The sequence below is a fragment of the Modestobacter marinus genome, from assembly GCF_019799945.1.
GTDB classification, from domain to species: Bacteria; Actinomycetota; Actinomycetes; order Mycobacteriales; family Geodermatophilaceae; genus Modestobacter; species Modestobacter marinus_B.
This window is the reverse complement of sequence record NZ_JABGCH010000004.1, coordinates 22,017-48,055: the sequence shown is the minus strand read 5'-3', so window position 1 is coordinate 48,055 and position 26,039 is coordinate 22,017. Positions and strand designations below refer to the sequence as shown.

General features: G+C 74.0%; 27 protein-coding genes. 11 read left to right on the top strand and 16 right to left on the bottom strand.

Annotation, left to right across the window (positions count from 1 at the left end; genetic code table 11):
- Positions 1 to 11 precede the first annotated feature (11 nt).
- From HK417_RS05305 to HK417_RS05295, 3 genes are read left to right on the top strand one after another with little or no spacing between them, the layout of a single operon-like run.
- Complete coding sequence (locus HK417_RS05305; RefSeq protein ID WP_222264127.1) at positions 12 to 944, top strand: alpha/beta fold hydrolase; 933 nt, start codon at positions 12 to 14, stop codon at positions 942 to 944.
- Positions 902 to 1,744, top strand: coding sequence for a CPBP family glutamic-type intramembrane protease (locus tag HK417_RS26070; protein ID WP_222264125.1), 843 nt, complete (start codon positions 902 to 904; stop codon positions 1,742 to 1,744). Before HK417_RS05305 ends, HK417_RS26070 begins: the two co-directional genes overlap by 43 nt.
- Positions 1,741 to 2,430 carry a spermidine synthase gene (locus HK417_RS05295; RefSeq protein WP_222264123.1) on the top strand — a complete coding sequence of 230 codons (690 nt, stop codon included), beginning with the start codon at positions 1,741 to 1,743 and terminating at the stop codon, positions 2,428 to 2,430. Before HK417_RS26070 ends, HK417_RS05295 begins: the two co-directional genes overlap by 4 nt.
- Here the strand turns inward: HK417_RS05295 and HK417_RS05290 are convergent.
- Together HK417_RS05290 and HK417_RS05285 are read right to left on the bottom strand one after the other, a co-directional pair.
- Positions 2,418 to 3,770 carry an MFS transporter gene (locus HK417_RS05290; protein WP_308123390.1) on the bottom strand — a complete coding sequence of 451 codons (1,353 nt, stop codon included), beginning with the start codon at positions 3,768 to 3,770 and terminating at the stop codon, positions 2,418 to 2,420. The genes HK417_RS05295 and HK417_RS05290 overlap by 13 nt on opposite strands.
- A 64-nt stretch (positions 3,771 to 3,834) precedes the next feature.
- Positions 3,835 to 5,151, bottom strand: a complete 1,317-nt coding sequence (locus tag HK417_RS05285) for an alpha-amylase family glycosyl hydrolase (RefSeq protein ID WP_222264121.1) — start codon at positions 5,149 to 5,151, stop codon at positions 3,835 to 3,837.
- A gap of 111 nt (positions 5,152 to 5,262) precedes the next feature.
- Here HK417_RS05285 and HK417_RS25010 point away from each other — a divergent pair, with 111 nt between their 5' ends.
- The 3 genes from HK417_RS25010 to HK417_RS05270 all read left to right on the top strand — a co-directional run bounded on the left by HK417_RS25010 (position 5,263) and on the right by HK417_RS05270 (position 7,528).
- Positions 5,263 to 5,565: a hypothetical protein gene (locus HK417_RS25010; protein WP_261325944.1), complete on the top strand. Its 303-nt coding sequence runs from the start codon at positions 5,263 to 5,265 to the stop codon at positions 5,563 to 5,565.
- Positions 5,566 to 5,662: 97 nt separating this feature from the next.
- Positions 5,663 to 6,166 carry a hypothetical protein gene (locus HK417_RS05275; protein ID WP_222264119.1) on the top strand — a complete coding sequence of 168 codons (504 nt, stop codon included), beginning with the start codon at positions 5,663 to 5,665 and terminating at the stop codon, positions 6,164 to 6,166.
- Between the two features lie 60 nt (positions 6,167 to 6,226).
- Positions 6,227 to 7,528 (top strand): cytochrome P450 family protein, encoded by a 1,302-nt coding sequence (locus tag HK417_RS05270; protein WP_222264117.1) that lies wholly within the window; start codon positions 6,227 to 6,229, stop codon positions 7,526 to 7,528.
- Between the two features lie 221 nt (positions 7,529 to 7,749).
- Here HK417_RS05270 and HK417_RS05265 read toward each other — a convergent pair whose 3' ends face one another.
- The 3 genes from HK417_RS05265 to HK417_RS05255 are packed head-to-tail and all read right to left on the bottom strand — an operon-like array spanning position 7,750 to position 9,525.
- Complete coding sequence (locus HK417_RS05265; RefSeq protein WP_222264116.1) at positions 7,750 to 8,157, bottom strand: ankyrin repeat domain-containing protein; 408 nt, start codon at positions 8,155 to 8,157, stop codon at positions 7,750 to 7,752.
- Positions 8,154 to 8,930, bottom strand: a complete 777-nt coding sequence (locus HK417_RS05260; protein WP_222264114.1) for a dienelactone hydrolase family protein — start codon at positions 8,928 to 8,930, stop codon at positions 8,154 to 8,156. Before HK417_RS05260 ends, HK417_RS05265 begins: the two co-directional genes overlap by 4 nt.
- A 46-nt stretch (positions 8,931 to 8,976) precedes the next feature.
- Positions 8,977 to 9,525: a hypothetical protein gene (locus HK417_RS05255; protein WP_222264112.1), complete on the bottom strand. Its 549-nt coding sequence runs from the start codon at positions 9,523 to 9,525 to the stop codon at positions 8,977 to 8,979.
- A 135-nt stretch (positions 9,526 to 9,660) separates the two neighbouring features.
- On the opposite strand from HK417_RS05255, the gene HK417_RS05250 reads away from it, so the two are divergent.
- Positions 9,661 to 11,205: a UDP-N-acetylglucosamine 1-carboxyvinyltransferase gene (locus tag HK417_RS05250; RefSeq protein WP_222264110.1), complete on the top strand. Its 1,545-nt coding sequence runs from the start codon at positions 9,661 to 9,663 to the stop codon at positions 11,203 to 11,205.
- Positions 11,206 to 11,231: 26 nt separating this feature from the next.
- On the opposite strand, the gene HK417_RS05245 is transcribed toward HK417_RS05250, so the two are convergent.
- The 4 genes from HK417_RS05245 to HK417_RS05230 all read right to left on the bottom strand — a co-directional run bounded on the left by HK417_RS05245 (position 11,232) and on the right by HK417_RS05230 (position 13,852).
- Positions 11,232 to 12,086, bottom strand: a complete 855-nt coding sequence (locus tag HK417_RS05245) for an endonuclease domain-containing protein (protein ID WP_222264108.1) — start codon at positions 12,084 to 12,086, stop codon at positions 11,232 to 11,234.
- 85 nt (positions 12,087 to 12,171) lie between these two features.
- A complete protein-coding gene (locus HK417_RS05240; protein WP_222264105.1) occupies positions 12,172 to 12,750 on the bottom strand; it encodes a hypothetical protein in 579 nt (192 codons plus the stop codon).
- On the bottom strand, positions 12,747 to 13,331 hold the full coding sequence (locus tag HK417_RS05235; protein WP_222264103.1) for a hypothetical protein: 585 nt from the start codon (positions 13,329 to 13,331) through the stop codon (positions 12,747 to 12,749). Before HK417_RS05235 ends, HK417_RS05240 begins: the two co-directional genes overlap by 4 nt.
- A gap of 38 nt (positions 13,332 to 13,369) precedes the next feature.
- Positions 13,370 to 13,852, bottom strand: coding sequence for a PPOX class F420-dependent oxidoreductase (locus HK417_RS05230; protein ID WP_222264101.1), 483 nt, complete (start codon positions 13,850 to 13,852; stop codon positions 13,370 to 13,372).
- Between the two features lie 99 nt (positions 13,853 to 13,951).
- Here HK417_RS05230 and HK417_RS05225 point away from each other — a divergent pair, with 99 nt between their 5' ends.
- From HK417_RS05225 to HK417_RS05215, 3 genes are all read left to right on the top strand, one after another.
- A complete protein-coding gene (locus tag HK417_RS05225) occupies positions 13,952 to 15,250 on the top strand; it encodes an AI-2E family transporter (RefSeq protein ID WP_222264099.1) in 1,299 nt (432 codons plus the stop codon).
- A gap of 94 nt (positions 15,251 to 15,344) precedes the next feature.
- Positions 15,345 to 16,298 carry a proteasome assembly chaperone family protein gene (locus tag HK417_RS05220; RefSeq protein ID WP_222264097.1) on the top strand — a complete coding sequence of 318 codons (954 nt, stop codon included), beginning with the start codon at positions 15,345 to 15,347 and terminating at the stop codon, positions 16,296 to 16,298.
- A 130-nt stretch (positions 16,299 to 16,428) separates the two neighbouring features.
- Positions 16,429 to 17,673, top strand: coding sequence for a globin domain-containing protein (locus tag HK417_RS05215; RefSeq protein ID WP_222264095.1), 1,245 nt, complete (start codon positions 16,429 to 16,431; stop codon positions 17,671 to 17,673).
- Positions 17,674 to 17,792: 119 nt separating this feature from the next.
- On the opposite strand, the gene HK417_RS05210 is transcribed toward HK417_RS05215, so the two are convergent.
- From HK417_RS05210 to HK417_RS05180, 7 genes are all read right to left on the bottom strand, one after another.
- Complete coding sequence (locus tag HK417_RS05210) at positions 17,793 to 19,460, bottom strand: catalase (protein WP_222264093.1); 1,668 nt, start codon at positions 19,458 to 19,460, stop codon at positions 17,793 to 17,795.
- Positions 19,461 to 19,495: 35 nt separating this feature from the next.
- On the bottom strand, positions 19,496 to 19,918 hold the full coding sequence (locus tag HK417_RS05205; protein ID WP_222264091.1) for a Fur family transcriptional regulator: 423 nt from the start codon (positions 19,916 to 19,918) through the stop codon (positions 19,496 to 19,498).
- Positions 19,919 to 19,983: 65 nt separating this feature from the next.
- Positions 19,984 to 20,859, bottom strand: coding sequence for a formyltetrahydrofolate deformylase (gene purU / locus HK417_RS05200; RefSeq protein ID WP_308123389.1), 876 nt, complete (start codon positions 20,857 to 20,859; stop codon positions 19,984 to 19,986).
- Positions 20,860 to 21,002: 143 nt separating this feature from the next.
- Complete coding sequence (gene ligD / locus HK417_RS05195) at positions 21,003 to 21,932, bottom strand: non-homologous end-joining DNA ligase (protein ID WP_308123388.1); 930 nt, start codon at positions 21,930 to 21,932, stop codon at positions 21,003 to 21,005.
- Positions 21,929 to 23,404, bottom strand: coding sequence for a non-homologous end-joining DNA ligase (ligD, locus tag HK417_RS05190; RefSeq protein WP_222264089.1), 1,476 nt, complete (start codon positions 23,402 to 23,404; stop codon positions 21,929 to 21,931). Before ligD (HK417_RS05190) ends, ligD (HK417_RS05195) begins: the two co-directional genes overlap by 4 nt.
- Positions 23,405 to 23,416: 12 nt before the next feature.
- Positions 23,417 to 24,505 carry a non-homologous end joining protein Ku gene (gene ku / locus HK417_RS05185; protein ID WP_222264087.1) on the bottom strand — a complete coding sequence of 363 codons (1,089 nt, stop codon included), beginning with the start codon at positions 24,503 to 24,505 and terminating at the stop codon, positions 23,417 to 23,419.
- A 140-nt stretch (positions 24,506 to 24,645) separates the two neighbouring features.
- On the bottom strand, positions 24,646 to 25,212 hold the full coding sequence (locus HK417_RS05180) for a DUF1360 domain-containing protein (RefSeq protein WP_222264085.1): 567 nt from the start codon (positions 25,210 to 25,212) through the stop codon (positions 24,646 to 24,648).
- A gap of 168 nt (positions 25,213 to 25,380) precedes the next feature.
- On the opposite strand from HK417_RS05180, the gene HK417_RS05175 reads away from it, so the two are divergent.
- Complete coding sequence (locus HK417_RS05175) at positions 25,381 to 25,923, top strand: hypothetical protein (protein ID WP_222264083.1); 543 nt, start codon at positions 25,381 to 25,383, stop codon at positions 25,921 to 25,923.
- Positions 25,924 to 26,039 lie beyond the last annotated feature (116 nt).

Genomic DNA, 26,039 nt, shown 5'->3' with positions numbered 1-26,039 from the left:
AGGAGTCCCCGATGCCGCAGTCCACCTCCCCGGCGCCCGCCGCCACCCCCGTCGCGTGGCCGCCGGGCGCCCGCTCGGTCCTCACCGACCTCGACGGCCCGGTGCGCCACCTGGACCTCGGCGGCCCGGCCGGCGCGCCGGCGCTGCTGTGCGTGCACGGGCTCGGCGGCTCGGCGCTCAACTGGGGCCTGCTGGCCCCGCGGCTGACCGCGACCCACCGGGTGCTCGCCGTCGACCTGTTCGGCCACGGCGGGTCCGGGCTGCCGACCCGGGGCCACGGCCTGGCCGCCGACCACCGGCTGCTGGCGCGCTTCGTCACCGAGGTGGTCGGCGAGCCGGTGGTGCTCATGGGCCACTCGATGGGTGGGGTGCTCGCCCTGCTGCACGCCGCCGCCGCACCGGAGACGCTGCGCGGGCTGGTGCTGCTGAGCCCGCCGGTCCCGGACGGCACCGGGCGCCGGGACCTCGCGCTCACCGCACGGCGGGCGTTCCTGGCGATGCCCGGCGTGGCCGCCGCGGTGCGCCGCACGCTGGTCCGGATGACCGCCGAGGAGGTCGTCAAGCGGCAGCTGCGCCAGGCCACCCCGCACGCGGACCGGCTCCCCGCCCACGCGGTGGCCGCCGTGGTCGAGGAGACCCGCACGCGCTCGGCCCGCCCGGACGCCGCGGCCGCCCAGGCGCAGCAGTGGGCCGGGATCCTGGACACCATGGCGCTGCTCGCCCGGCCCCGTCGCTGGCGGGGCACGGTCGCGGGCATCGACGTCCCGGCGCTGTGGCTGCAGGGCACCGACGACCCGCTCGCGCACGCCCGGCAGGCCCGGGCGCTGGCCGCCGTCCGGCCGGACTGGCCGTTCCGGCTGCGCGAGGGCGTCGGCCACCTGCTGGCGGTGGAGGACCCGGAGTGGACGGCCGACGCGGTCCGGAGCTGGCTGGCCGCCGGATGACCGGCCGCCCGCTCGCCACCTTCTGGCTGCTGGCGTTCGGGCTCACCTGGGCGGTGTGGGTGCCGCGGGCAGCGACCGGCGGCGACCCGGGCTGGCTGGAGCCGCTGTCGACCTACGGGCCGGCGCTGGCCGCCGTGCTCGCCGCGGCCCTTCCCGCCGGGCGGGTCGCCCTGGCCGCGCTGGGCCGCCGGCTGACCCGCTGGCGGGTGGGCCGGTGGTGGGTCGTGGTGCTGCTCGGCCCGGCCGCGGTCTGGCTGGTCACCGTCGTGCTGACCGTCGCGCTCGGGGGTCGTCCGGGCGACGCGATGCCGCTCGCGGGGACGACCGGGCCGGTCGGCGTCCTGGTCCTGTTGCTGGTGCTGGCCCTGACCGACGGGCTCGGTGAGGAGGCCGGCTGGCGCGGCTTCGCCCTCCCTGCCCTGCTGCGGCGGACCGGTCCGGCTGCGGCCGCGCTGGTCCTCGGGCTGGCGTGGGCGGTGTGGCACGCCCCGCTGGCCTGGACCGACGGGGCGGTGCTGGAGGGGACGGCGATCTGGCTGCTGCTGGTGCAGCTCCCGGCGGTCGCCGTCCTGCACACCTGGGTGTTCCTCGGGACCGGCGGCAGCGCGCTGACCGCGGTCGTGCTGCACGCCACGACCAGCCTGTGCGCCGTGCCGCTGCCCGGCGACGGCAGCCCGTGGCGGCCGTACCTGCTGCAGCTCGTCCTGCAGGTCGCCACCGCGCTCGCCGTGGTCGCCGGCTGGCGTCGTCAGCCGGTGCGGCCATCCGCCGCGGCCCGTGCCCGAGACTGGACGGTGTGACCGGCGGCGAGGCACCCCTCCGCGAGGAGCTCGGCCGGGCAGCGGGCACGCACGGCGAGGTGGTGCTCCGCCGGTGCGACGCGCACCTGGAGCTCGTCGTCGCCGGGGTGTTCGCGATGGACGACGTCGACACCTCCACCGAGCGGGCACTCGCGACCGAGGCGCTGCGCCGGTGCGGGGGTCAGGACCTGACCGTCCTGGTCGGCGGGCTCGGCCTGGGCTGGACGGCGGCCGCCGCGCTCGCCGATCCCCGGGTGACCGCGGTGGAGGTCGTGGAGCTGCAGCCGCCGCTCGTCGGCTGGGCGGAGCAGGGGCTGCTGCCGGCGCTGCCGGTCGCGGACCCGCGGCTGCGGCTGCACGTCGGCGATGTCTCCGTCCACCTGGCCGGCGCCCGCGCCCGCTACGACGCCGTCCTGCTCGACGTCGACAACGGGCCGGTGTTCCTCGTGCACCCGACCAACGCCGGGCTGTACGAACAGCCCGGCCTGGCGGCGGCGCTCGGCGCGCTGCGCCCGGGCGGTGTGCTCGCCATCTGGTCCAGCGCGCCGGTGCCCGAGCTCGCCGGCCGGCTCACCGGCCTGCCCGGGGCCGCGGACGTCGAGCACGTCGTGCTCGCGGTGGAGCGGGACCGCCGCCGCCACGAGTACGCGCTCGTCCTCGCCCGCAGGGCTGCTCAGCCCTCCTGACGCGGGTGGGCGTACGCCGACCGGTGGCGCAGCCGCGCGGTGACCGCGGTGGTCAGCGGGGCCAGCACCACGCCGTCCTGCGCCATCCGGGCCCGCAGCTGGCGGCGGTGCCGGACGACGCCGACCAGCCCCAGCGCCCAGAACACGTACTGCACCGCGAACGCGGCCCGGAAGGCGTCCAGGGAGTAGGCGGTCGAGCTGCCCGGGGTGAGCGCGTCGAGCACGAGACCGATCGCCAGCACGGTGCACAGCGAGGCGATGAACCCGCCGACGTTGACCACGCCGCTGGCGCTGCCCGAGCGCTCGGCCGGGTTCCAGGTCCGGGCGAAGTCGAAGCCGATCATCGAGCCCGGCCCGTTTGTGCCGAGGACGACCACGAGCAGGACCAGCAGCCACAGCGGCGCGCGCCCCGGCCAGAGCAGGACCACGGTCCACACCGCGGCGGTCGCGGTGAGGATGCCGAACACGAGGTTGGACCGGCGCATCGGCCACCGGGCGCACAGCCGGCCCAGCAGCGGCCCGAAGCCCATGCCGACGACGACCAGCAGGCTGAGCAGCGTCGCGGCGGCCCCGGCGGAGAGGCCCTGGCCGGTGGTCAGGAACGGATAGCCCCAGAGCAGGGCGAAGACGGTGCCGGAGAACTGGGTGACCAGGTGGGTGGCCAGCCCCATCCGGGTGCCCGGCTCGGCCCAGGTGGCGGCCAGGTTGCGCCGCACCTCGGCCATGGTCGAGGGCGGGGCGAGCTGCGTGCCGGGCGGGGTGTCGCGCAGGGCGACCAGGACCAGCACGCCCACCAGCACCCCGACGGCCGCCGCACCGAGGAAGGTCGGCGTCCAGGACGCGGTGTGCAGCAGGGTGACCAGCGGGTACGCCGCGATGATCTGCCCGACCTGCCCGAGGATGCCGGTCAGCTGGGTGATCAGCGGAACGGTGCGGCCGGGGAACCACAGCGGGACCAGCCGGAGGACGCTGATGAAGGTCATCGCGTCGCCGGCACCGACCAGCACGCGGGCCACGACGGCGGTGGGCACGTCGCTCGCCAGCGCCAGGACCAGCTGCCCGGCGGCCATCGTCAGCGCGCCGGCGATGATCACCTTGCGCGAGCCGAACCGGTCCAGCGCGACCCCGACCGGAACCTGCAGGCTCGCGTAGACGGCCAGCTGCAGCACGAGGAACAGCGAGATCGCCGACGCCCCGGCGGAGAAGCGTTCCTGCGCCTCGACCCCGGCGACACCGAGGGAGGAGCGGTGGAAGATCGCGACCGCGTAGGCGAGGAGGCCGACCACCCAGACGGCCCAGGCGCGGGCGGGCACACGGCTGGTGGTGGTCGGGGACGTCACGTTCAGCTTCGAACGCCGTTCCCGGCCGGGCTGTTCCGCGTCCGGCCGTGACAGCCCGCACAGGTCACCCCGCGAGCACCGCCCACCCGTGGCCCTCGAGCCGCACCGTGGCCCCGCCACGCACCTCGGCCGCCCCGGCCAGGACCTCCCCCGCGCCGGGGGCCGGCACCTCGGCCGGCGCGTCGTCCAGGTTGAGCACGACGACCAGCCGTCCGTCCTCGGCGGCGGTGGCGTAGCTCAGCTGCCGGTTGGCCAGGTGCAGCGGGGTGGTGCGCGCCTGGTGCAGCCAGCGGTGCCGACGGCGCAGCCCGGTGAGCTCCTGGTGCAGCCGCTGCGTCGGCGCGCCGTAGGGCGCCAACTCCCCGGGCGTGGCCGGGAAGGGCGGGCGGACGGCGTCGTCCCCGCCGGCCCGGTCCTCCTTGACGCCGGTGAACGCCTGCTCGTCGCCGGCGTAGACCGACGGGGTCCCGCCGACGGTGAACAGCACGGCCAGCGCGTGCGGCAGGTGCCGGACGTCGGTGAGCCGGCTGGCGATCCGGGTGACGTCGTGGTTGCCGACGAACGTCAGCGGCGCGAAGACGTCGAGGAACCCGTCGTGCCGCCCCAGCGCGTGCGCGAGCTCGTACAGGTTGCCGTCGTTGAGCGAGCTCCAGATCGCCTTCCACAGCTCGTACTGGGTGACGGCGTCCATCCCGGACTCGGTGACGATCCGTGCGTAGTCGCCGTGGATCACCTCGCCGACGACGTAGGCGTCGGGGTGCGCCGCGCGGACCCGCGGCAGCACGCTCGCCCAGAACGCCGGGGGGACGGCGTAGGCCGCGTCCAGCCGCCAGCCGTCCGCGCCGCGGTCCAGCCAGTGGGTCATCACCCGGGTGATCAGGTCTCCCACCTCCGGCGACCCGTGGTCGAGGGCGACCAGCTGGCCGTGCCCCTCGAAGGTGTCGTACTCGGGCTCTGCACCGGGCCGCGGGCCGTCGGGCCAGCGCAGCCGGAACCAGCCCGCGGTGGGGGCGTCGGGTCCCTGGTCCAGCACGGCGCGGAACGCGGGGTGGCCGCGGCCGACGTGGTTGAACACCCCGTCCAGCAGCACCCTGATGCCCCGCTGGTGGCAGGCGTCCACGAGCGCGTCGAAGTCCGCGTCGTCGCCGAGCCGCGGGTCGATGCGGAAGTGGTCCTCGGTGTCGTAGCCGTGGGTGCCGCTGGCGAAGACCGGGCCGAGGGCCAGGCCGTTCGCGCCGAGCTCGAGGACGTGGTCCAGCCAGTCGAGCAGCCGCGGCAGTTTGTGCCGGACGTCGCCGTCCGGCGGGCGCTCCCGCTCGGCCCCCACGAAGCCGAGGGGATAGACCTGCCACCACACCGCGTCCTGCACCCAGTTCGGCATCGCTGGTCCCGTTCCCCGCCCCCCGAGCGGTCACACCGTGAGGTGCGCCGCTCCCGGTGGCCGGGAGGAGGGCCGGGGCGGGCGACGTCCCGGGGTGACCGTCCGATCCCCGTGACCTCCCCGCCCGACGGCACCCCTCCCCCGCGCCCCGGGTTGGTCCCGGTGCTGCTCTACCTCGCGATGCTGGTCGCGGTCATCAGCAGCCTGGGTGCTCCGCTGGTGCCGGCCATCGCCGAGGCCGACGACGTCTCGCTCACCAGCGCGCAGTGGTCGCTGACCGTGACGCTCCTGGTCGGCGCCGTGGCCACCCCGGTGATCGGCCGGCTCGGGGTCGCCGGGCTGATCCTGCTGCCGTTCTCGGTGGCGAGCTTCCTCGCCGGCCTGGTCCGTCCCGCGCAGCTGACGGTGTGGTGACAGAGAGGTGACGGCGCGTCACCTAACCTGCCGTATCGGCGATCGCGGCCATGGCTCGGCATGCCGCCGCGTCGCCCTCACGGCTGGGAGCAGCTCAATGGCCACGGTCCTCATCGAGTCCGATGACGGTGAACTCGCATCGGCATCGGCCGTCCTCCAGGTGAGAGCGACGAATGCGAACTACAACCAACCTGCACTGCGGATCGATCAGACCAGCGCCCGCGGCGGCGCCGCTTCGGTGAAGATCGTCGATCCCAATCCCGACATCGAACTCGTCGAGTCGGACGCAGCAGATGCCGCTCACCCCGCGAGGGGAAAGTATGAGATCGCAGTGCAGTCGGACGAGCTCCAGATCAACGGCCGCAAGGAAGACGACTCCGGCTTCGAGACCATCATGGTGTTCCAGAGGCCGGGGGCCGGGGGGAACGTCGGCTTCCGGACAGGGAGCCAGTTCGGCGCGGGCCGGGGTGTCATCGGGATCGGGAACGCCATCGTCGCCCCATCGGTCGCCCCTGGTGGGGGCGGCGTCCTCTACGTCCAGGACGGAGCGCTCAAGTACCGCGGCTCCAACGGCACGGTGACGACGATCGCGCCAGCCTGACCCCGCCGGAGTGGCACCTGAGGGGTTGTGTCCACCGCGGCGCCCGGGGAACCTCGGAGCATGGGACACGGTCGGTCTCGCGTAGGGCGTCCCGCCGACACCGTGGTGGAGCTCGATCCGGCCTTCTTCGCCGATCCCCATGCCCTGTACGCGCGGCTGCGCGCCGAGGACCCGGTCGCACGGGCGCGGACCCCGGTGGGCCTCCCCGTCTGGGTGGTCACCCGCTACGACGACGCGCGTCGAGCGCTCAACGACCCCCGGCTCGCCAAGGACGCGACCGGGTTCGCCCGAGCGCTGGAACGGCACCCGGTGCCGCCCGAGGGCCGGGCCGTGTTCGCCCAGGAGCTCAGCCGGCACATGCTCAGCTCCGACCCTCCCGACCACACCCGGCTGCGCAAGCTGGTGAACCGGGCCTTCACGATGCGCGCGATAGCGGGCATGCGCCCGCGGATCGAGGCGATCGCCACCGGTCTCGCCGACCGGATGGCCGCCGGACCCGCCGAGGTCGACCTGCTCGACGCCTTCGCCTTTCCGCTGCCCATGAGCGTGATCTGTGACCTGCTCGGGGTGCCCGATGCCGAACGTGAGACGTTCCGGAGGTGGTCCAACACCCTCCTGTCGTCCGACGGCGATGCAGCCGGACGCACGGCCGCCGGGACGGCCATGGCGGAGTACCTCACCGCCCTCGTTGCCGAGAAGCGGGCCAGGCCGGCGGACGACATGCTCTCGGCGATCGTCGCCGCCTCGGAGCACGCCGACCGGCTCTCGGCCGACGAGACGGTGTCCATGGCCTTCCTGCTGTTGGTGGCCGGCCACGAGACGACGGTCAACCTGATCGGCAACGGCGTGCTGGCGCTCCTCCGCCGTCCCGACCGGCTCGCGGAGCTGCGTGCCGACCCGGAGTTGATCCCTCGGGCGGTGGAAGAGTTCCTGCGCTTCGACGGCCCGATCAACCTGGCCACTTTCCGCCACACCACCGAGCCGGTCGAGATCGGCGGCGTCACGATCCCGCCCGGCGAGGTGGTCCTCGTCGCCCTGGCGTCCGCCGACCGTGACCCGGACCACTTCCCGGCGGCCGACGACCTGGACCTGCACCGCGACGCAGCCGGACACCTGGCCTTCGGCTTCGGGCTCCACCACTGTCTCGGCGCCCCGCTGGCGCGGCTCGAGGGGGACGTGGCGTTCCGGACGCTGCTCGCCCGGTTCCCGGACCTCACCCTCGCCGTCGAACCGGACCGGTTGAGGTGGCGATCGAGCATCCTGATGCGCGGGCTGACCCGGCTGCCTGTGCGGTTGCGCGAGACGGACGACGCCGTGCCACCGGTTCGCCCGCGTGCTGAGACGCGCCACGAGCGGCGGTGAACCCACGGGTACCCGACCTTCCGCGCCGGGGCCCGTCCGCGCGACGTCGCCGTCCGTGGAGGCGGCTCCGGGACCATCGCCGGCGTTCAGCCGAGACGCCCCTCGCACCCTCCGCTACGTCAGTCGTCGTCGTCCGCGCAGAGGACGGCGAGGTGGAAACCGAGGTTCGCGGCGGCACCTCCGCTGCTGTGCGTGGTGGGGTCCTGCGGAGTCGACGCTGATCAGCCCCCCGGGTTCGCGAGCAGCGCGCTCATCTCGGGCAGGTCGAAGAACTGGGCGGTGGCCCGTGCGCTCGGCTGACCGGCGTCCGGGTCCGCGCCTGCGGCGAGCAGCCGGCGCACCGCGTCGGCCGACTGCTTGAACACCGCCGCCGCGAGCGCGGTCTGCCCCCGGTCGTTCGCCCGGCCGTGGTCGGCGCCCCGCTCGAGCAGCGCCCCCACCGTCTCGGGATGGCCGTGGTAGGCGGCGAGGATGAGCAGGGTGTCGCCCTTCTCGTTCGTCAGGTTGGCCGGCACCCCGGCGTCGACGTAGGCGGCGAGCTCCTCGGTGGCACCCTCGCGGGCCAGGCCGAACACCCGCTGCGCCAGCTCCAGGACGCCCTGCTCGATCGGCTGCTGCTGGTCGCTCACGCAGGCGAGGGTACGTCCGGCGGGCCGGCGGCCACCCGGTCGGTGAGGGCGAGGACGTGCCGCCAGGCGTCCGCGCAGGCGTCGGCCCACTCGCCGTACGCGCGGTCGAAGAACGAGTGCGGGGCCCCCTCGTAGACGACGTCGTCGACGTCCGCCCCGGCGGCGCGCATGGTTGCGGCGAGCTGCAGCTGGTCGGCCACGGGCGTCGCCCGGTCGGCTCCGGCGATGATCATCACGACCGGCTTCGTGGCGCGCTGCGCGGCCTCGCCGACCACCCCCGGCTTCCCGTAGAAGCCGGCGCTGCCGGCGATGTCCAGCGAGCCGGCCGACTGCCGCCAGGCGTGGCTGCCGCCGAAGCAGAAGCCGACGGTGACTACCGGCAGGGCCGGGTCGGTGCGGCGGCGCAGGTACTCGACCGCCGCGGCGGTGTCGGCGTCGACGCCCTCGGGCGTGACCTGCGCGGCGTGCGACCTGTGGTCGAAGTCCTCCGCCCGCGTGCCGGTCTCGGCGAGCCCGGCGGTGCGGCCGAACCAGTCGATCGCGACGGCGGGGAGCCCGGCCCCGGCGAACCGCTCGGCCAGGGCCACGTAGTAGGGGTGCAGCCCGCGGACGTCCGGGAGGACGACGACGCCGGCCCGGGCGGGCGCAGCGGGGGCGGCGTAGGCGGCGGAGAACTCGGTGCCGTCGGCGGCGGTCAGGGTCAGGGTGCCGCGCTCGGCGACGTCCCCCGTGCGCGGCGGGGCGGGCGGACGGCTGTCGTGGTCGTGGCACATGGCTGCGGTTCTACCGGGACCCCCGAGCCCCCCGCCCGCCGGACGGTCAGAAGTCCTCGGTGCCGGCGACGGCGGCGGGGTCCCCGCCGAAGACCCCCGCCGCGACATCGCGGCGCGCGTCGGTCAGCCACGCGAACTGCCGGTTCGCCTGGTCGATGAGCCGGTCGAAGAGCTCCTTGTCGATCCGGTCGTCCGCCTCGGCGGCGATCCGCATCGTCTCGAAGCCGCTGCGCTTGCCACGGACGGCGGAGGCGAGGAACTCGAACTCGACCAGGTCGCTGAGCGGTGAACGACTGAGCAGGTGCCCGTTCAGCTTGGCCCGGCTGGCCTTCTCGGCGACCCAGACGGCCAGCTGCTTGTACTGCCGCACCGGCAGACCCAGCTCACGCGTCTGCCGGGTCAGCGCGGACTTCTCCTCGCGCAGCTCGTCGAGCAGCTGCCGCAGGGGCCCCTCGTACCTGGAGCCCCGCTGCGCACCGATCATCCGCGAGACGAGCTCGATGCCCCCGGCCGCGGACGCCAGGTGGTCGTTGCAGTAGACCCCCAGGAGGTCTGGGTGCCGGACGCCGGGGGTGGCTGTTGAGCTGTCGGTCACGGGGTCTCCTCGCGTCGCGCTGCGTCGTCCACCCCATCATCCCGGCTGGTCATGGCGGCGGCACGCCCGCGTCGGTCAGGCGGCCGGTCGCCGGGACGTCCGGAGATCGCACCGATGTAATACGGTCGCGCTCCGATGACGCTCACCGATCCGGCCACCGGCCAGGACCTCCGCAACGTCGGCGGCCTGGTCCGGGACGCCCGCCGGCACCGCGGGCTGACCCAGGCGCAGCTCGCCGAACGCCTGGGCAGCAGCCCGGTCGAGGTCGCGCGGATCGAGCGGGGTGACCAGGAGGTCAGCCTGGAGCTGCTCGGGCGCCTGGCGGCGGCCCTCGGCGACGGGCCGGTGCCGGTCGGCCGCACCGTCCGCACCCACCTGCGGGTCAGCGGCGGCACCCCGCTGCACGGCAGCGTGACGGTGAAGTCGTCGAAGAACGCTGCCGTCGCCCTGCTGTGCGCGTCCCTGCTCAACCGCGGCCGGACGACGCTGCGCAACGTCGCCCGGATCGTCGAGGTGGACCGGATCCTCGCCGTGCTGACCTCGATCGGCGTCTCGGCCACCTGGGACGCCGGCGGCCGCGACCTCACCCTCGTCGTGCCCGAGCAGCTGGACCTCGCCGCGATCGACGCCGACGCCGCCCGGCGCACCCGCAGCATCATCATGTTCCTGGGCCCGCTGCTGCACCGGGCGGACAGCTTCGAGCTGCCCTACGCCGGCGGCTGCGACCTGGGCACCCGCACGGTCGAGCCGCACATGATCGCGCTGCGACACTTCGGGCTCGCCGTGGAGGCCCGCGCCGGCCGGTACCAGGCGACGGTGACCCGCTCGGCCGGATGCGACCGCACGATCGTGCTGACCGAGCGCGGGGACACCGTCACCGAGAACGCGCTGCTCGCCGCCGCCCGGCACGACGGGACGACGACTATCCGCAACGCCAGCCCGAACTACATGGTCCAGGACCTGTGCCTGTACCTGGAGAAGCTCGGCGTGCGGATCGAGGGCTTCGGGACGACGACGCTCGTGGTCACCGGCCGCCCGGTGCTCGACGCCGACGTCGACTACCCGCTGAGCGAGGACCCGGTCGAGGCGATGAGCCTGCTGACCGCGGGGATCGTGACGAACTCCGAGGTCACCGTGCGCCGGGCGCCGATCGAGTTCCTGGAGATCGAGCTGGCGATCCTGGCCGAGATGGGACTGCGGTACGGGCTGTCGCCGGAGTACCCCGCCGACAACGGCCGCACCCGGCTGGTCGACGTCACCATCCACCCCTCGCAGCTGCGGGCGCCGCTGGACAAGGTGCACCCGATGCCGTTCCCGGGGCTGAACATCGACAACCTGCCGTTCTTCGCCGTCATCGCCGCGACCGCGACCGGCGAGACGGTGATCCACGACTGGGTCTACGACAACCGGGCCATCCACCTCTCCGACCTGACCCGGCTGGGCGCCGACGTCCGGCTGCTCGATCCGCACCGGGTGCTGGTGTCCGGGCCGACCCGATGGTCGGGCGCGGAGGTCGTCTGCCCGCCCGCGCTCCGTCCGGCGGTGTGCATCCTGCTGGCGATGCTCGCGGCCAAGGGACAGTCGGTGCTGCGCAACGTCGACATCATCGCCCGCGGCTACGAGCAGCTCTACGAGCGCTTGGTGGAGGTGGGCGCCCAGCTCGAGGTCTTCACCGACTGAGGGGCGGAGGTGGCCACTTCCGCCCCTCACCGGGCAAGCGCCGCGCGAACCCGCACGACGACGCCGTACAGGTCGCGCAGATCGGCGGCGCTGAGCCGGATCACCCGCCATCCCGCCGCCTGCAGGCGGGCGATCCGGTCGTCGTCCCGGACGATCTGCGGTCCGTCGAAGTGGTAGGCGCCCTCGTACTCGACCAGCACCATCTCCTCGGGGAACGCGAGGTCCGCCCGGCCGAGGAGGACACCCGCCGACCAGACCTCGAACTGGGGCACCGGCGCCAAGCCGGCCACCACCAGGGCCACCCGGACCCTCGACTCCGGTGGTGACTCCGCGCGGGCGTCGATCAACTGCACGGCCCGGCGGACACGCACCACGCCCCACCGCCCGGCGCCGTTCTCGACCCGCGCCGCGAGGTCGGTGAGCGTCGCGGCGCCTGAACGCACCATCGCGTCCAAGGCGGCCACCGCGGTACCGAGCGGTTCGAGCCCGGCCACGTCCCAGGCGGTGCGCAGAGCAGAGGTGACGGGCACTCCGTCCCGCTGCTCGATGTCGTCGGCTGCCAGCTCCGCCCGGTGGACGCGCACCCCGCGTGGGCCCTTCCACAGCACGGACGGCGGTCGAAGCACGGTCACCGGGTCCTGCGGTCCGGCGAACGGCGCACCGTGCCAGGCCGCGGCGGAATGACCGCCGATCGCCGTGCCCGGCGGCAGGACCAGGGCCACACCGGCGCAGCGCAGCCGGTGGTCGACGTCGAGTCCGGGATCGGCGTAGACCCCCTGGACGAGGCGACGGTAACTGCGTTGCCGCAGCTGCTTGGCGGTGAGCAGTCCCTCGGCGATCGCGTGGCTGCCGATGAAGACACCCGTCAGATGGCGGCGCATCCGCCGAGCGTGCCGACTCGTGGGCGAGGGGTGCGGGCGTCGTCCACAGGCAGGGCAGAAGTGGCCACTTCTGCCCTCGAAGGGGTCAGGTGCGCAGGAGGACGGCGGCGCCCACGCAGCCGAGGGCCCACAGGCCGCTGGCGAGGGTGCCGATGATGAACCGCTCGGCGGCAACCGGCGCCTTGACCTCGTGGAACCGGCCCAGCCCCTTCACCGCGATGAGCACCGCCAGCCCCTCCTGCCAGCCGGCCAGCACCGTGCCGGCGATCGCGGTGCGTTCCAGGACGCCGATCCACGCGCCGCCGCGCAGCACCTCCGGATCGGCCAGGGTCCGGGGGGCCGGCTTGACCTCGGCCCCCACCACGTCCGAGCGGGCGGGGGTGGCGGGCGGGCGCGGCTCGTCGCGTTCCGGATCGGCGGCGCGCAGCACGGCCGTGGCGACCGGGCCGCCGCCGAGCGCGGCCGCGACCACGGCCAGCACCGCGCCCATGGCCCGCGCGCCGTCGCCGGTGCCGCCGGCCCGCCAGGCGAGCGCGGCAGCTCCGGCCAGCAGCACGACGAGGCACAGCGCGCCCACCGGCCCGCGCACCCGCTCCCCGCGCAGCGTGAGCCCGCCCCCGCAGACGGCCAGGACGGCGAGCAGCGCCAGCGCCGCGTTGGTCATCCGGCGGCCCTCGCCAGCAGCCGGGCGGCGGTGGGCCGCAGGTCGCGCTCGACCTCCCAGAGCCCGGCGGCCAGCCGCTGCCCCACGGCCTGCCGGCTGACGCCGAGCTGCCCGGCCGCCTGCGCCTGCGTCCGGCCGCCCTCCACCAGCTCCACGGCCTCCCACGCCTGGTCGCTGCGCCGCCCCAGGAGCGCGGCCAGGGCGGTCAGCACCGCCTGGGCGTCCTCCGCGGCCTCGGCGACCGCTCCCCGCACGGCCACCCGCACCGGCCGCCGCTTGGCGGCCTCGACGGCGGCCCGCGCCGCGAGGAACGCCGGGCCGGTCGCCGCCCGGGTGCTGCGGGGCAGCGGGGTCTGCACCGGTCCGGCGCCGATCCCGATGCTCCAGCCACCACCGCGCACCAGGCGCCGGACGACCTCGACCACGGCGGCCGGGTCGTCGAGCACGCCCTGGACCTCGTCGCCGGCGGTCCGCTCGAAGCGCAGCACCGTCGGCACCCCGGACAGCGCGGACAGGACGGCGGGAACCTGGTCGCCGGACCGGCGGCTCCCCCGCTGGTCGACGGTCAGCACGAACGGCATTCCGCAAGTTCAGCAGCTTGCATTGGAGAAAGCAAGGCTCAGGACTTTGCCGATGCATCGTCGCCGGTGAGCTCGGGCGGGAAGCCACCGGTGGCCACCGGGCCCCACCGCTCGATCGTCACCCGGAGCAGCACCTTGCCCTGGCGGGTCATCGCCGCCCGGTACTCGTCCCAGTCGGGGTGCTCCCCGCTGATCGCCCGGAAGTACCCGACCAGCGGCTCGAGCGCCTCGGGCAGGTCGAGCACCTCGGCAGCGCCGTCCACCTGCACCCACGGCCCGTCGAAGTCGTCGGAGAGCACGCACAGCGAGACCTGCGGGTCCCGCCGGGCGTTGACCACCTTCGCCCGCTGCGGATAGGTGGAGACCACGACCCGACCGTCGTCGTCGACCCCGCAGGTCACCGGCGAGAGCTGGGGCGTGCCGTCGCCCCGGCGGGTGAGCAGCACGGCCTTGTGCCGGGGACGCAGGAAGGCGAGCAACGCGTTCCGGTCGACCCGGTCGGTGGTGGCGGTCTTCGGCATGCCGCTGAACCTACGGCCAGGATCCGACAAGGTCGTCCTGGCCGGGCGGCACCGTGCGGCGGGCGGGTCCCCCGGACGCCGATGTGTTGGGATCAACGCATGCCCGACCCCCGCCCCGACGAGTCCCCCGACGCATCGCCCGCCCCGGATGCGCCGCACGGCCCCGGCGGGACGGCCGTGCGCCGCCCCGCCGGACCCCGTCCGGACGAGGTGTCCAGCACCCGCGCACCCGCACCCGGCCCGGACCGCGCCCAACGCCTGGAGGCCGCCTCCCGCCGGGTGGCGATCGCCTCCGGTCAGCTGATCCTCATCGTCGCGGCGCTGATCGTGGTCGGCTACGTGCTCGGCCAGCTGTGGGGCGTCCTGCTGCCGGTGGTCCTCGGCCTGCTGTTCAGCACCGTGCTCTGGCCGCTCACCCGGTTCCTGCGCCGGCACTCCTGGCCGCCGGCGCTCGCCGCCGCGGTCACGCTGCTGGTCTTCCTCGGCGCGCTGGGCGGGATCATCGCGGGCCTCGCGCCGTCCGTGGCGGGCCAGGTGGAGGAGGTGGCCGACGGCGTCACCGGCGGGCTCCAGCAGGTGCAGGAGTGGATCGCCGGTCCGCCGCTCAACCTGGGCGAGGACCAGGTCGGCACGGCCGTCGACTCCGTGATCAACTCGATCCAGAACAACGCCCAGAACATCGCCGGCTACGCGGTCACCACGGCGACCACGATCGGCAACGCACTGCTCAACCTGGTGCTGGCGCTGGTCCTCGCCTTCTTCTTCCTCAAGGACGGCCCGAAGTGGGTCCCGTGGCTGGCCGCCCAGACCGGCCCGCGGGCGGCGCCGCACGTCGCCGCGCTGTCGCTCAAGACGTGGTCGACGCTGTCCGAGTTCATCCGCCAGCAGGCCATCGTGGGCTTCGTCGACGCCTTCTTCATCGGCCTCGGCCTGCTGGTCCTCGGGGTGCCGCTGGTCCTGCCGCTGGCCGTGCTGACCTTCTTCGGCGCCTTCATCCCGATCATCGGCGCCTTCGTGGCCGGCGCCTTCGCCGTGCTCATCGCGCTGGTCAGCGTCGGGCTCACCAAGGCGCTGATCGTGCTGGGCATCGTCGTCCTGGTGCAGCAGCTCGAGGGCAACGTGCTGCAGCCGATCATCCAGGGCCGCGGGCTGAACCTGCACGCCGCCGTCGTCATCCTGGCGGTGACCGCCGGCGCGAGCCTGGCCGGCATCATCGGCGCGTTCCTCAGCGTCCCGGTGGCCGCGTTGCTCGCCGTCTTCTACCGCTACGGCCGGGACATGCTCGACGGCCTCTCCCCCGAGGTGGCACCCGACGGCACCCGGCGGGAACTGACCGGCGACTCCAGCGGCGCCCAGCTGGTGCGCCAGGCCGCCGACGACGACACCCCCGGCATCTGACCGGCACCCCCCTCGCGGGGGGATCATGGGAATGTCCGCACTCCGGCCACGGCTGGTGGTCGCGTCACCAGTTCTGATGTCAGGAGGAGGTCCCGTGCCGCAGCGACCCGAGGACCTGGTCGAGGTGCTCCCCGACGCCGAGCCGCTGCTCGCCCGCGAGGCCGGGGTGGCCTCGCCGGACGAGCGCCGTGGACTCGTGCTGGTGCACGACCTGGCAGGTGAGTTCGACGCTGCCCACGCCGGTGCGCTGGCCGGCGCGCACCTGCTCAGCGCGCTGCCGCACCGGCTGGTCGCCCGCTTCGACGTCGACAGCCTGGTCGACTACCGCGACCACCGGCCGCGGATGACCTTCTCCGGCGACCGGTACGTCTCTGTCACCCCGCCGGAGATCAACCTGTACCGGGTCGAGGACGACGCGGGGCGGGAGTTCCTGCTGCTGCACGGAGCCGAGCCGGACCTCGCCTGGGAGCGGTTCGTCGCCGCCCTGCTGCAGCTGGTCGAGTGCCTCGGGGTGACGAAGGTGGTGGCCCTGCACGCCATCCCGATGCCGGTACCGCACACCCGGCCGGTGACCGTCACAGCGCACGCGACCCGCCGCCAGCTCATCGAGTCCTATCCCGTCTACTGGGGCGAGATGCGCCTGCCCGGCAGCATCGGCGCCCTGCTCGAGCTGCGCCTGGGCGAGGCGGGCGTCGACGCCCTCGGCGTGGCCGCGCACGTGCCGCACTACCTGGCGCAGACCACCTACCCGGCGGCCTCGCTCTGCCTGCTCGAGCACCTCGCGGAGCTGACCGGGCTGCACGTGCCGACCGAGACGCTGCGCGAGGCGGCCGAGACCCACCGCACCGAGATCGACGAGCAGGTCGGCCGGTCCAGTGAGAGCACCGCGGTGGTCGCGGCCCTGGAGGAGCAGTTCGACTCCTTCACCGCCGCCCGCGAGGACACCGGGCTGCTGGGCACCGGGGGCGCGATGCCCACCGGTGAGGAGATCAGCGCGGAGCTGGAGCGATTCCTCGCCGAGCAGGACCGCAACCGGCCCACCGACTGACGGTCACGGCCACCGATCGGGCGATCGCGCGATCCGGGCATGGTCCGGGCGCATCGTGGCTACGGGGAGGAGATGCCGCCGCCCCGTGCGGACGGCGGTTCCCGCACCGTTCCCGACGCGAGGAGCACCGATGCTCTCCGACCGTTCCCGCCCGGTCATCGAGGCGACCCTCCCCGTGGTCGCCGACAACATCCGTGAGATCGCCCGGCGGTTCTACGCCCACCTGTTCGACCAGCACCCGGAGCTGTTCGACGGGGTCTTCAACCGCGGGAACCAGTCGGAGGGCACCCAGCAGATCGCCCTCGCCGGCTCCGTCGCCGCCTTCGCCAGCGCCCTGGTGAAGAGCCCCGAGCAGCTGCCCGAGCACCTGCTGTCCCGCATCGCGCACAAGCACGCCTCGCTCGGCATCACCCCGGCCCAGTACGACGTCGTCCACGACAACCTGTTCTGGGCGATCGCGGAGGTCCTCGGCGACGCGGTGACGCCCGAGGTCGCCGCCGCGTGGGACGAGGTGTACTGGCTGATGGCCTACGCGCTGATCAACCAGGAACGCGGGCTCTACAGCGCCCGGGGCGTGCGCCCGGAAACCGTGTGGCGCCAGTGGCAGGTCGCGGAGAAGAAGGTCGAGACGGCCGACGTCGTCACCTTCCGGCTCAAGCGGATCGACGACCGGCTGGTCCGCACCTCACTGCCCGGCCAGTACGTCACCGTGCAGGTGCCCACGCCCGACGGCCTCCGGCAGCCGCGCCAGTACAGCCTCACCCGGGCCGACGACGGCGAGCACCGGCAGTTCTCGGTGAAGCGCGTCCGCGGCGACGGGAAGCCCGACGGCGAGGTGTCGAACCTGCTGTGCGACACGGTGGACGTCGGCGACGTCCTCACCATGTCGCTGCCCTTCGGCGACGTCGTCCTGGACGACTCGGGCCGCCCCGTGGTGTTCGCCAGCGCGGGCATCGGCGTGACCCCGATGGTCGGGATGGTCTCGCACCTGGCGGAGGCCGGGTCCCACCTGCCGATCACGGTGCTGCACGCCGACGTGGACGACGCGCACTTCGCCCTGCGCGACCAGCTGCTCTACGACATCCGCTCGCTGCCCGGGGCGTCGCTGCACGTCTGGTACGAGCGCGGGGCGTCCACGTCGCTGCCGGTCGACGGCGTCCACGAGGGGCTGATGGACCTCGACGACGTCCGGCTGCCGGACGGGGCGCTGTACTACCTGTGCGGTCCGCTGCCCTTCATGCAGGCCGTCCGCAGCGCGCTGATCGAGCGCGGCACCGCCCCGCGGGACATCCAGTACGAGGTCTTCGGCCCGGACCTGTGGCAGGCGGACATGGACACCGAGCCCGCCCCCGGCGCCACGCCGGTCGCGTCGTAGCGGCACGTGACCAGGCACCGGGCCGCGGTGGAGGCCGGTAGGCCGACAGGGTGGAGAGCACGGCGGGCCGCGACCGGGAGTCCGGTCGCGGCCCGCAGCGGTGGTGCTGAGCGGTCAGCTCACGAGGTGAGGACCTCGTGCTCGTTCGGCACGCAGTGCGTCATGGTCAGGCCGCTGACGTCGCGCGGGCCGTTCTTGCCGAGGTTGGCCGCACGCTGCAGCTCGGCCTCGGTGAGCGTCTGGGTCTGCAGCGGCGCCAGGCCACGGACGTCGTCCGCGCTGATGTCCAGGCCGTCGCCCACGCGCTGGCCCAGCTCGTCCTCGGCCATGAACAGGTGCCAGACCATCCGCTCCTGGATCGGGCGGTCGCACTGGGACAGGCCGTCGATCAGGTTGGCCACCAGGTCGTCGTTCTCCCACTGCTCCGACAGCAGGTACCGCTGGCCGGCCTGCGTGTAGTCGTCGGTGCGCGGGATCCGCTTGCGGGTGAGCCGGCCGACGATCTCCGGGCCCTGCTCGTCGTGCGTGGGGTGCTGGGCCTCACGCAGGCCGCCCAGGATCGACGGCTCGTAGTTGACGTGCGGGTTCTGCCCGGCGCCCAGGTCCACCCCGTAGGCCATCTGGCCGTCGCGCTGGTTGGTGGCGACCCGGGCGTTCTTGGCCTGGTTCACCGGCAGCTGCAGGTAGTTCGGGCCGACCCGGTAGCGCTGGGTGTCGGAGTAGGAGAACGTCCGGCCGACCAGCATCTTGTCGTCGGAGAAGTCCAGCCCGTCGACCAGCACACCGGTGCCGAAGGCGATCTGCTCGCTCTCGGTGAAGAAGTTCTCCGGGGTGCGGTTCAGCGTCATGGTGCCGACCTTGCGGAGCGGGAAGTCGTTCTCCGGCCAGGTCTTGGTGTCGTCCAGCGGGTCGAAGTCGAGCTCGGGGTGCTCGTGGTCGTCCATCAGCTGCACGTACAGGTCCCAGGACGGGAAGTCGCCGCGCTCGATGGCCTCGTAGAGGTCCTTCGTGAGGACGCCGAGCTCCTTGCCCTGCGCCACCTCCGCGTCGGCGGCGGTCCAGGACCTGACGCCCTGCCTGGGCAGCCAGTGGTACTTGACCAGCTGGGTCTCCCCGGCGGCGTTGACCCACTTGTACGTGTTCACGCCGAAGCCCTGCATGTGCCGGTAGCTGGACGGCAGGCCACGCGGGCTGAGCACCAGCGTGATCATGTGCATCGCCTCGGGCGACTGCGACCAGAAGTCGAACACCCGGTTGGGGACCTGCCGGTCGAAGTTGACCGGGTCCGGCTTCTGCGAGTGGATGAAGTCGGGGAACTTGATGGCGTCCCGGATGAAGAAGACACCCAGGTTGTTGCCGACGAGGTCCCAGTTGCCGTCCTCGGTGTAGAACTTCACTGCGAAGCCGCGCGGGTCACGCGCCGCCTCGGAGGAGTCCCGGCCACCGGCCACGGTCGAGAAGCGCAGGGCGACCTCGGTCTCCTTGCCCTGCTCCTGGAAGAGCTTGGCGCGGGTGTACTTGCTGATCGGCTCGTTCCCGACGGTGCCGTCGGCCACGAAGACACCGAAGGCGGTGGCACCGCGGGCGTGCACGACGCGCTCCGGGATGCGCTCCCGGTCGAAGTGGCTGATCTTCTCGAGGAACTGGTAGTTCTCCAGGGTCGCCGGGCCACGAGCGCCCACCGTCCGCTGGTTCTGGTTGTCGTAGACCGGGTGGCCCTGACGGTTGGTCAGAACGGCGCGGTCGGCCTCACTGGCCGCCGGGCCCTGCGATGCGACGTCGGTCATGCTTCCCCTCTTCTCTGCTCTGCTGTGTTCCGAGCTCACCTGCGCACGGCGTGGCAGCCGGCGCAGAGCCCCCAGAAGACGACCTCGGCCTCGTCGACCACGAACCCCGCGGTGTCGGAGGGGGCCAGGCACGGAGCGGCCCCCACGACGCAGTCGACGTCGACGACGACCCCGCACTCCCGGCAGACCAGGTGGTGGTGGTTGTCGCCGACCCGCAGCTCGTACCGCGCCGGCCCACCGGCCGGCTCGATCCGCCGGGCCAGACCCCCGCCGACCAGCGCCTTGAGCACCCCGTAGACCGCCTGCGGCGAGATCGAGGGGTGCGCGGCGCGGGCGACGGTGACGATGGTCTCGGCGTCGACGTGCGGATGCGTGGCGAGGACGTCCATCACGGACATCCGGGGGCGGGTGACCCGCAGCCCCGCCGTCCGCAGCTGCGCGTCCCAGGCCGTCTCCATCGACCCCGACTCAACCTCCTTTTCTTGAGCAAGTCAAGAGAAGGCCGGGGCAGCGGGGTCCTGCGTCAGGCGAAGACGATCGTGCGGTGGCCCTCGACGACCACGCGGTCCTCCACGTGCCAGGTCACCGCCTGCGCGAGCACCTGCCGCTCCACGTACCGGCCGACCCGGCGCATGTCCTCGACCGTCGCGCGGTGGTCGATCCGGGCGACCTCCTGCTCGATGATCGGCCCGGCGTCCAGCTCGGGCGTGACGTAGTGCGCCGTCGCGCCGATCAGCTTCACGCCGCGGTCGTGCGCCGCCTGGTACGGGTTCGCGCCCACGAACGCCGGCAGGAAGCTGTGGTGGATGTTGATCAGCCGCTCGGGGAACCGGCTGCAGAAGTCGGCCGAGACGATCTGCATGTAGCGGGCGAGCACCACGAGGTCGACGTCGCCGATCAGGTCCAGCGCCTTGGCCTCGGCGGCGTCCTTGGTCTCCGGCGTGACCGGCAGGTGGTGGAACGGCACGCCGTGGGCCCGCGCCACCGGCTCGAGGTCGGGGTGGTTGGAGACGACGGCGGCGATCTCGGCGCGCAGGTCGCCCGACCCCACCCGGTAGAGCAGCTCCTGCAGCACGTGGTCGGTCCTCGACACGAACACCGCCAGCCGCGGCTTGTGCGCCGCCTCGGTCAGCCGCCAGGTCATCCCCCACTGGCCGGCCAGCAGTCCCAGCGCGCCCTCCAGCTGGTGCCGGCGGACGGCGAGGTCGTGCAGCACGAACTCCAGCCGCAGCGTGAACGTGCCGCCCTCCGGATCGGAGGAGTGCTGCTGGGACTCCACGATGTTCGCGCCGGCGTCGGCCAGCAGGCGCGAGAGGACGGCGACGATGCCGGGCCGGTCGGGACAGCGGACGACCAGCCGTCCGAGATCGGTGAACCGGTCGGAGCTCTGCGGGGTCACGGCAGCGATGGTGACAGAGGCGCCCAGTGCGGCCCTCCTGCAGGGCCGCCGCGAGCCTCGTTCGGCCCTGTCCCGAGGCTCGCCCCGAGCTGGCGAGGGGTGAGGGGGACAGGGTCCTTCACGGGGGGCAGGAGGGTCCTTCGTCACACCTCGGGCAGGTCGGCCCGGTGCCGGTCCTCGACGTCGAAGAGGTCGCCGAACTCCGCCACCCGCGCCAGGACGTCCTCGGTCCCGAAGCGCACGGACTCCGGGTCCGCGCCGTCCCGCAGCGCGTCGACCTCGTCCCAGCCCAGCGGCGTGGAGACCGTCGCGCCGGGCCGGGCCCGCAGCGAGTAGGGGGCGACCGTCGTCTTCGCGGTGTTGTTCTGGCTCCAGTCGACCAGCACCTTCCCCGGCCGCAGCGCCTTCTCCATCCGCCAGACGACCTGCTCCGGCGTCTCACCGGTCAGCTCCCGGGCCAGCTGCTTCGCGTACCGGCTGGGGTGCTCCCTGTCCGTGCAGCGGATCGGCGCGTACACCTGCATCCCCTTGGAGCCCGACGTCTTCACCACGGGGTTCAGCCCGTCGGCGACCAGCCGCTCACGCAGCCGGTGCGCCACGTGCGCGCACTCGACGACACCGGTCCCGGGCCCTGGGTCCAGGTCGAGGACCAGCAGGTCGGGCAGGAGCTGTCCACCGTCCTCGTCCACCCGCCACTGCGGGACGTGCAGCTCCAGGGCGGCCAGGTTCGCCGACCACACGAGGTCGGGGACGGCGGACAGCAGCACCATGTCCAGGGTCTCCCGGCCGCGGGAGCTCCCCGGCGACGGCACGGTCACCGAACGCACCCAGACCGGGGCGTGCCGGGCGCTGTTCTTCTCGAAGAAGGCCTTCCCGTCGACACCCGACGGCCAGCGGGTGAAGGTGACCGGGCGGTCGGCCACGTGCGGCAGCAGGACCGGTGCAATCCGCACGTAGTAGTCGATGACCTGTGCCTTGGTGAACCCGACCTCGGGGAAGAGCACCTTGTCCAGGTTCGAGATCTCGAGCTGGCGCCCCTCGATCTGCACCCGCTGCCGCACGGGCTCGCTCACGGCTCGACCACCACGTCGGCGGGGTCGACGTCGTCGCGCAGACCGCGCCAGGACGGGTGGCGCAGCCGCCCGTCGCGGGTCCACTGGCCGAAGGCGACCTCACCGACGAGCAGCGGCTCGACCCAGCGCGCGTCCCGGGTCACCTCCCGCGGCAGCACGCCGGCGAACGGCGAGGTGCTGCGCGGGGTGAGCAGCGGAGCCAGGTCGGCCAGCGCCCGGGCGGTGAAGCCGGTGCCGACGTGCCCGGCGAACACCAGCCGGCCGGTGTCGTCGTGCACGCCCAGCAGCAGCGAGCCGATCCCCCCGGCCCGCCGCCCCTCCCCGGGCCGCCACCCACCGACCACCACCGCCTGGGTGCTCAGGTTCTTCACCTTGCGCCAGTCCGGGCCGCGGCCACCGGGACGGTACGGCGAGTCCAGCCGCTTGGCGACGACGCCCTCCAGCCCGTTCTCCCGGCTGGCCGCCTGCACCAGGGGCCCGTCGCCGCGGAACCAGGGGGTGGTCACCCACCGGTCGCTGCCGAGCCCGAGCGCGTCCAGCCGCTCCCGCCGCTCGATGTACGGCAGGCCGAGCAGGCTCTCGCCGTCCCAGGCGAGCAGGTCGAACACCAGGTAGCTCACCGGCGCGGCGGCGGCCATCCGGGCCACCTCCGGACCGGTCCGGTGCATCCGCCCCTGCAGCAGCCCGAAGTCGGGGCGGCCGCGCGGATCGAGCGCCACCACCTCACCGTCCACGACGGCGTCGTGCCCGTGCAGCACGGCCGGCAGCGGGACGAGCTCGGGATAGGTGGCGGTGACGTCGTTGCCGCTGCGGGCCCGCAGCCGCAGCCGCCCGGACCGGACGTGGGCCAGCGCCCGGACGCCGTCCCACTTGAACTCGTAGCCCCAGCGCGAGTCGTCGGCCGGGGGCAGCTCACCGAGGGCCGCCAGCATGGGCAGCAGGTCCTCCGGGACGCCCGCGGCGACCGGTGCCTCGACGGCGGGGTCCGGGTCGAGCCGGCGGATGTTCCAGGTGCGGTCGGGCAGCCGGAAGAGCACGTACCGGCCGGTGAGCCGCCGGCCGGCGAACGCCACGGTGACGTGGTCGTCGACCCACTTTTCGGTGGCGTACCGACCGGCGTCCCAGATGCTCACCTCGCCGCCGCCGTACTCGCCGACGGCGATCGTGCCGGTGAAGGACGCGTACTCCAGGGGGTGGTCCTCGGTGGGGACGGCGAGCCGGTTCACCCCCGGCTCCAGCGGCGGCCCCTTCGGCACCGCCCAGCTCTTCAGCACGCCGTCGCGCTCCAGGCGCAGGTCCCAGTGCACCCGCTCACCGGCCCGGCCGCGGCGTGTGTGGTGCTCCTGGACGACGAAGGTGTCGTCGTCGCCGACGGGCAGCGGCTGGCCGGCGGGCGGAACGGGCTCGGCGGTGCGCGCGGGATCCCGCTTGGCCCGGTAGGTGGCCAGCGGGTCGGGCCGGGTCGCGGACAAGCGCAGCCCGGGTCAGGCGGTCTTGCGGGCCCGCGAGGCGCGCTTGGCCGGCTTGGCCTCGGCGTCGTCCCCGGCCTTGTCCGACCCGGCCTCGTCCGACCCGGCCTTCTCCGACCCGGCCTTCTCCGACGCGGCCTTCTTCGCGGTCACCTTCTTGGCCGGCGCCTTCGCGGCCGGGGCCTTCCTCGCCGGGGCCTTCGCGGCCGGCTCGTCGTCGTCGGCGGCCTTCGCCGGGGCCTTCTTCGCGGCGGCCCGCTTGGCCGGCGCCTTCCGCGCCGGGGCCGGCTCGTCGGCGTCGGCGTCGTCGTCCCCAGCCGCGGGGGCCGCGCCCCCGGCCCGCTCGACGCTGCGGCGGAGGGCGCTCATCAGGTCCACCACCGCGCCGCCACCGGTGTCGGCGGTCTCGGGCGCCTGCTGCACCTCACCGCCGGACTGCTTGGCCTCCAGCAGCGCCTGCATCGCCTCGCGGTAGTCGTCGGTGAACTGGCCCGGATCGAAGTCGCCGGCCATGGTCGCGATCAGGGACTCGGCCATCGCGAGCTCCTGCGGCCGCACCGGCACGTCCTCGTCGAGGAAGCCGAAGTCGGGACGGCGGATCTCGTCGGGCCAGCGCATGGTGTGCAGCACCAGGACCCCGTCCCGCACCCGCAGCGCGGCCAGCGACTCCCGCTGGCGGATGGCGATCTTCGTGATCGCGACCTGGCCGGCATTCTCCAGCGCGGTGCGCAGCAGCACGTAGGGGCGGGCCGCGACACCGTCGGGCTCCAGGTAGTAGGTCTTCTCGAAGTGGATCGGGTCGATCTGCTCCTGGTCGACGAACTGCAGCACCTCGATCTCGTGCGTGGTGGGGAGCGGCAGGTCCTCGAAGTCCTCGTCGGTCAGCACGACGAGCTGGCCGTCGGGCAGCTCGAAGCCCTTGGCGATGTCGCCGTACTCGACCTCCTCGCCGTCGACCGAGCACACCCGCTTGTACTTCACCCGGCCGCCGTCGGTCGCGTGGACCTGGTGGAAGCGGATGTCGTGGTCCTCGGTCGCCGAGTACAGCTTCACGCCGATGCTGACCAGGCCGAAGGAGACCGCGCCCTTCCAGATCGACCGCACGCCGCCTCCTGTTCCCGGACCGCGACGCCCGGCGTCGCCCCAAGATCACAGGATAGGGCCGGGAGCACCTCCCCGGCAGGCCGACGGCGGCCGCCACCTGCGGTCCGCCACCCGGACGGGTGACCCGACGGCGGGCCGGATCAGCTGTCGGCGCCGCGGTCGGGGTCGAGCGCGCCGTTCTGGATGGCGTCGTAGACGAACTGCAGCACGTCCGAGCCCGCCACCATCGTCATCGTCAGCGCCGCCAGCCGGGTGGCCCGCGGCGCGGTGACGTAGCCGAGGACGAAGCCGGTGCCCACCCACTGCGCCAGGCAGAAGGGGCAGGTGAGCAGCTCCCCGATCGCGTGCTTGACGCCGCCGTGCTCGCGCACCTCCTCGGCGACCTCCGCCTCGCCGGACGTGCCCTGATAGCTGGTGAACGGCGCCCGGACCGGTGCGGTCACCGGGTCCTTGGCGATCCGGCGGGCCAGCCGGAACGTGGCGATGGTCAGCAGCGCGACGTCGCCGAGCGGGATGCGGGTGGGCAACTCCCGGCCCGAGACGCGGATCGCCGCAGCGGCGGCGCCGACCAGGCCGACGTAGACGCCCATCGCCCCCAGGTCCGCGCCCAGCGGCCGCGGCTCCCCCTGCGTGTACTCCTGCTTCTGGGTGCGGGCCCAGCGGCGCACGGGTGCGCCGATGCGCGGGAGCTCGTTCGGGATGGCCATGTCCCCCCGCTACCCGCCGTCGCCGGGGTCCATGCCGACCGGCGCCGCGCATGGCCCCGGGCCACCCGGGTAGGGCGTGATCACGACGCCGGTTACCCGACCGGCTCCCCCGTCCACCGGACGGACGAGCGTGCGCGCACCGGACGCACGCAGAACGGAGGCAACCCGATGACCCAGCCGGACCCGAACGAGCAGGCGGCCGCCGACTCGGCCCGCAACGACGCCGAGTTCCCCGACGACGAGCGCGGCCTCACCGGGGTCGACGAGGCCGCCTTCGCCGACACCGGGTCCACCGGGGGCGCCGAGGGCCAGACCGCCCGCGACGTGTTCCCCGAGGACGACGGCGTCCCGGACGTGTCCCAGGACGACTTCCCGACGATGCAGTCCAGTGAGGACCCGCAGTTCGCCCCGGAGCCCGGCGACCGGGAGAGCCACCAGACCGTCGACTTCGGGACGACGGCGTTCGAGCAGGCCGAGGGCGAGTCGCTGTCCGGCCGGCTGGCGCGCGAGCTGCCCGACGACGCCCCGGACGTCCGCCCGGCGGAGGACCCGGACCGCGCCTTCGCCCAGCTGGGCCAGGACCAGGACACCGACCTCCTCAGCGACTCGGGCACCAACCGCACCGGTGACGACGTCGAGGCCTTCGCCGACGCCCCGGTGGCCGGCGAGGGGCCGGAGGAGAGCGCCGTCCACGTCATCGAGAACACCTGAGCGGTGCCGCGGGCCGGTCCCCCTCCCGAGGGGCGGCCCCGGCGGCCCGGTTGGTGCCGTGAACAGCGCGGGACTAGGTTGGGCGCCACGGTTGAGCAGCCAGCCGTCGCCTGCCC

What these genes read in the sequence shown, in the direction of transcription:
- HK417_RS05305 (WP_222264127.1), top strand. Translation starts at nt 12, where the DNA reads ATGCCGCAGTCCACCTCCCCGGCGCCCGCCGCCACCCCCGTCGCGTGG.
- HK417_RS05285 (WP_222264121.1), bottom strand. Translation starts at nt 5,151, where the DNA reads ATGCCGAACTGGGTGCAGGACGCGGTGTGGTGGCAGGTCTATCCCCTC.
- HK417_RS05275 (WP_222264119.1), top strand. Translation starts at nt 5,663, where the DNA reads ATGGCCACGGTCCTCATCGAGTCCGATGACGGTGAACTCGCATCGGCA.
- HK417_RS05270 (WP_222264117.1), top strand. Translation starts at nt 6,227, where the DNA reads ATGGGACACGGTCGGTCTCGCGTAGGGCGTCCCGCCGACACCGTGGTG.
- HK417_RS05260 (WP_222264114.1), bottom strand. Translation starts at nt 8,930, where the DNA reads ATGTGCCACGACCACGACAGCCGTCCGCCCGCCCCGCCGCGCACGGGG.
- HK417_RS05250 (WP_222264110.1), top strand. Translation starts at nt 9,661, where the DNA reads ATGACGCTCACCGATCCGGCCACCGGCCAGGACCTCCGCAACGTCGGC.
- HK417_RS05245 (WP_222264108.1), bottom strand. Translation starts at nt 12,086, where the DNA reads ATGCGCCGCCATCTGACGGGTGTCTTCATCGGCAGCCACGCGATCGCC.
- HK417_RS05240 (WP_222264105.1), bottom strand. Translation starts at nt 12,750, where the DNA reads ATGACCAACGCGGCGCTGGCGCTGCTCGCCGTCCTGGCCGTCTGCGGG.
- HK417_RS05235 (WP_222264103.1), bottom strand. Translation starts at nt 13,331, where the DNA reads ATGCCGTTCGTGCTGACCGTCGACCAGCGGGGGAGCCGCCGGTCCGGC.
- HK417_RS05230 (WP_222264101.1), bottom strand. Translation starts at nt 13,852, where the DNA reads ATGCCGAAGACCGCCACCACCGACCGGGTCGACCGGAACGCGTTGCTC.
- HK417_RS05225 (WP_222264099.1), top strand. Translation starts at nt 13,952, where the DNA reads ATGCCCGACCCCCGCCCCGACGAGTCCCCCGACGCATCGCCCGCCCCG.
- HK417_RS05215 (WP_222264095.1), top strand. Translation starts at nt 16,429, where the DNA reads ATGCTCTCCGACCGTTCCCGCCCGGTCATCGAGGCGACCCTCCCCGTG.
- HK417_RS05210 (WP_222264093.1), bottom strand. Translation starts at nt 19,460, where the DNA reads ATGACCGACGTCGCATCGCAGGGCCCGGCGGCCAGTGAGGCCGACCGC.
- HK417_RS05205 (WP_222264091.1), bottom strand. Translation starts at nt 19,918, where the DNA reads ATGGAGACGGCCTGGGACGCGCAGCTGCGGACGGCGGGGCTGCGGGTC.
- HK417_RS05180 (WP_222264085.1), bottom strand. Translation starts at nt 25,212, where the DNA reads ATGGCCATCCCGAACGAGCTCCCGCGCATCGGCGCACCCGTGCGCCGC.
- HK417_RS05175 (WP_222264083.1), top strand. Translation starts at nt 25,381, where the DNA reads ATGACCCAGCCGGACCCGAACGAGCAGGCGGCCGCCGACTCGGCCCGC.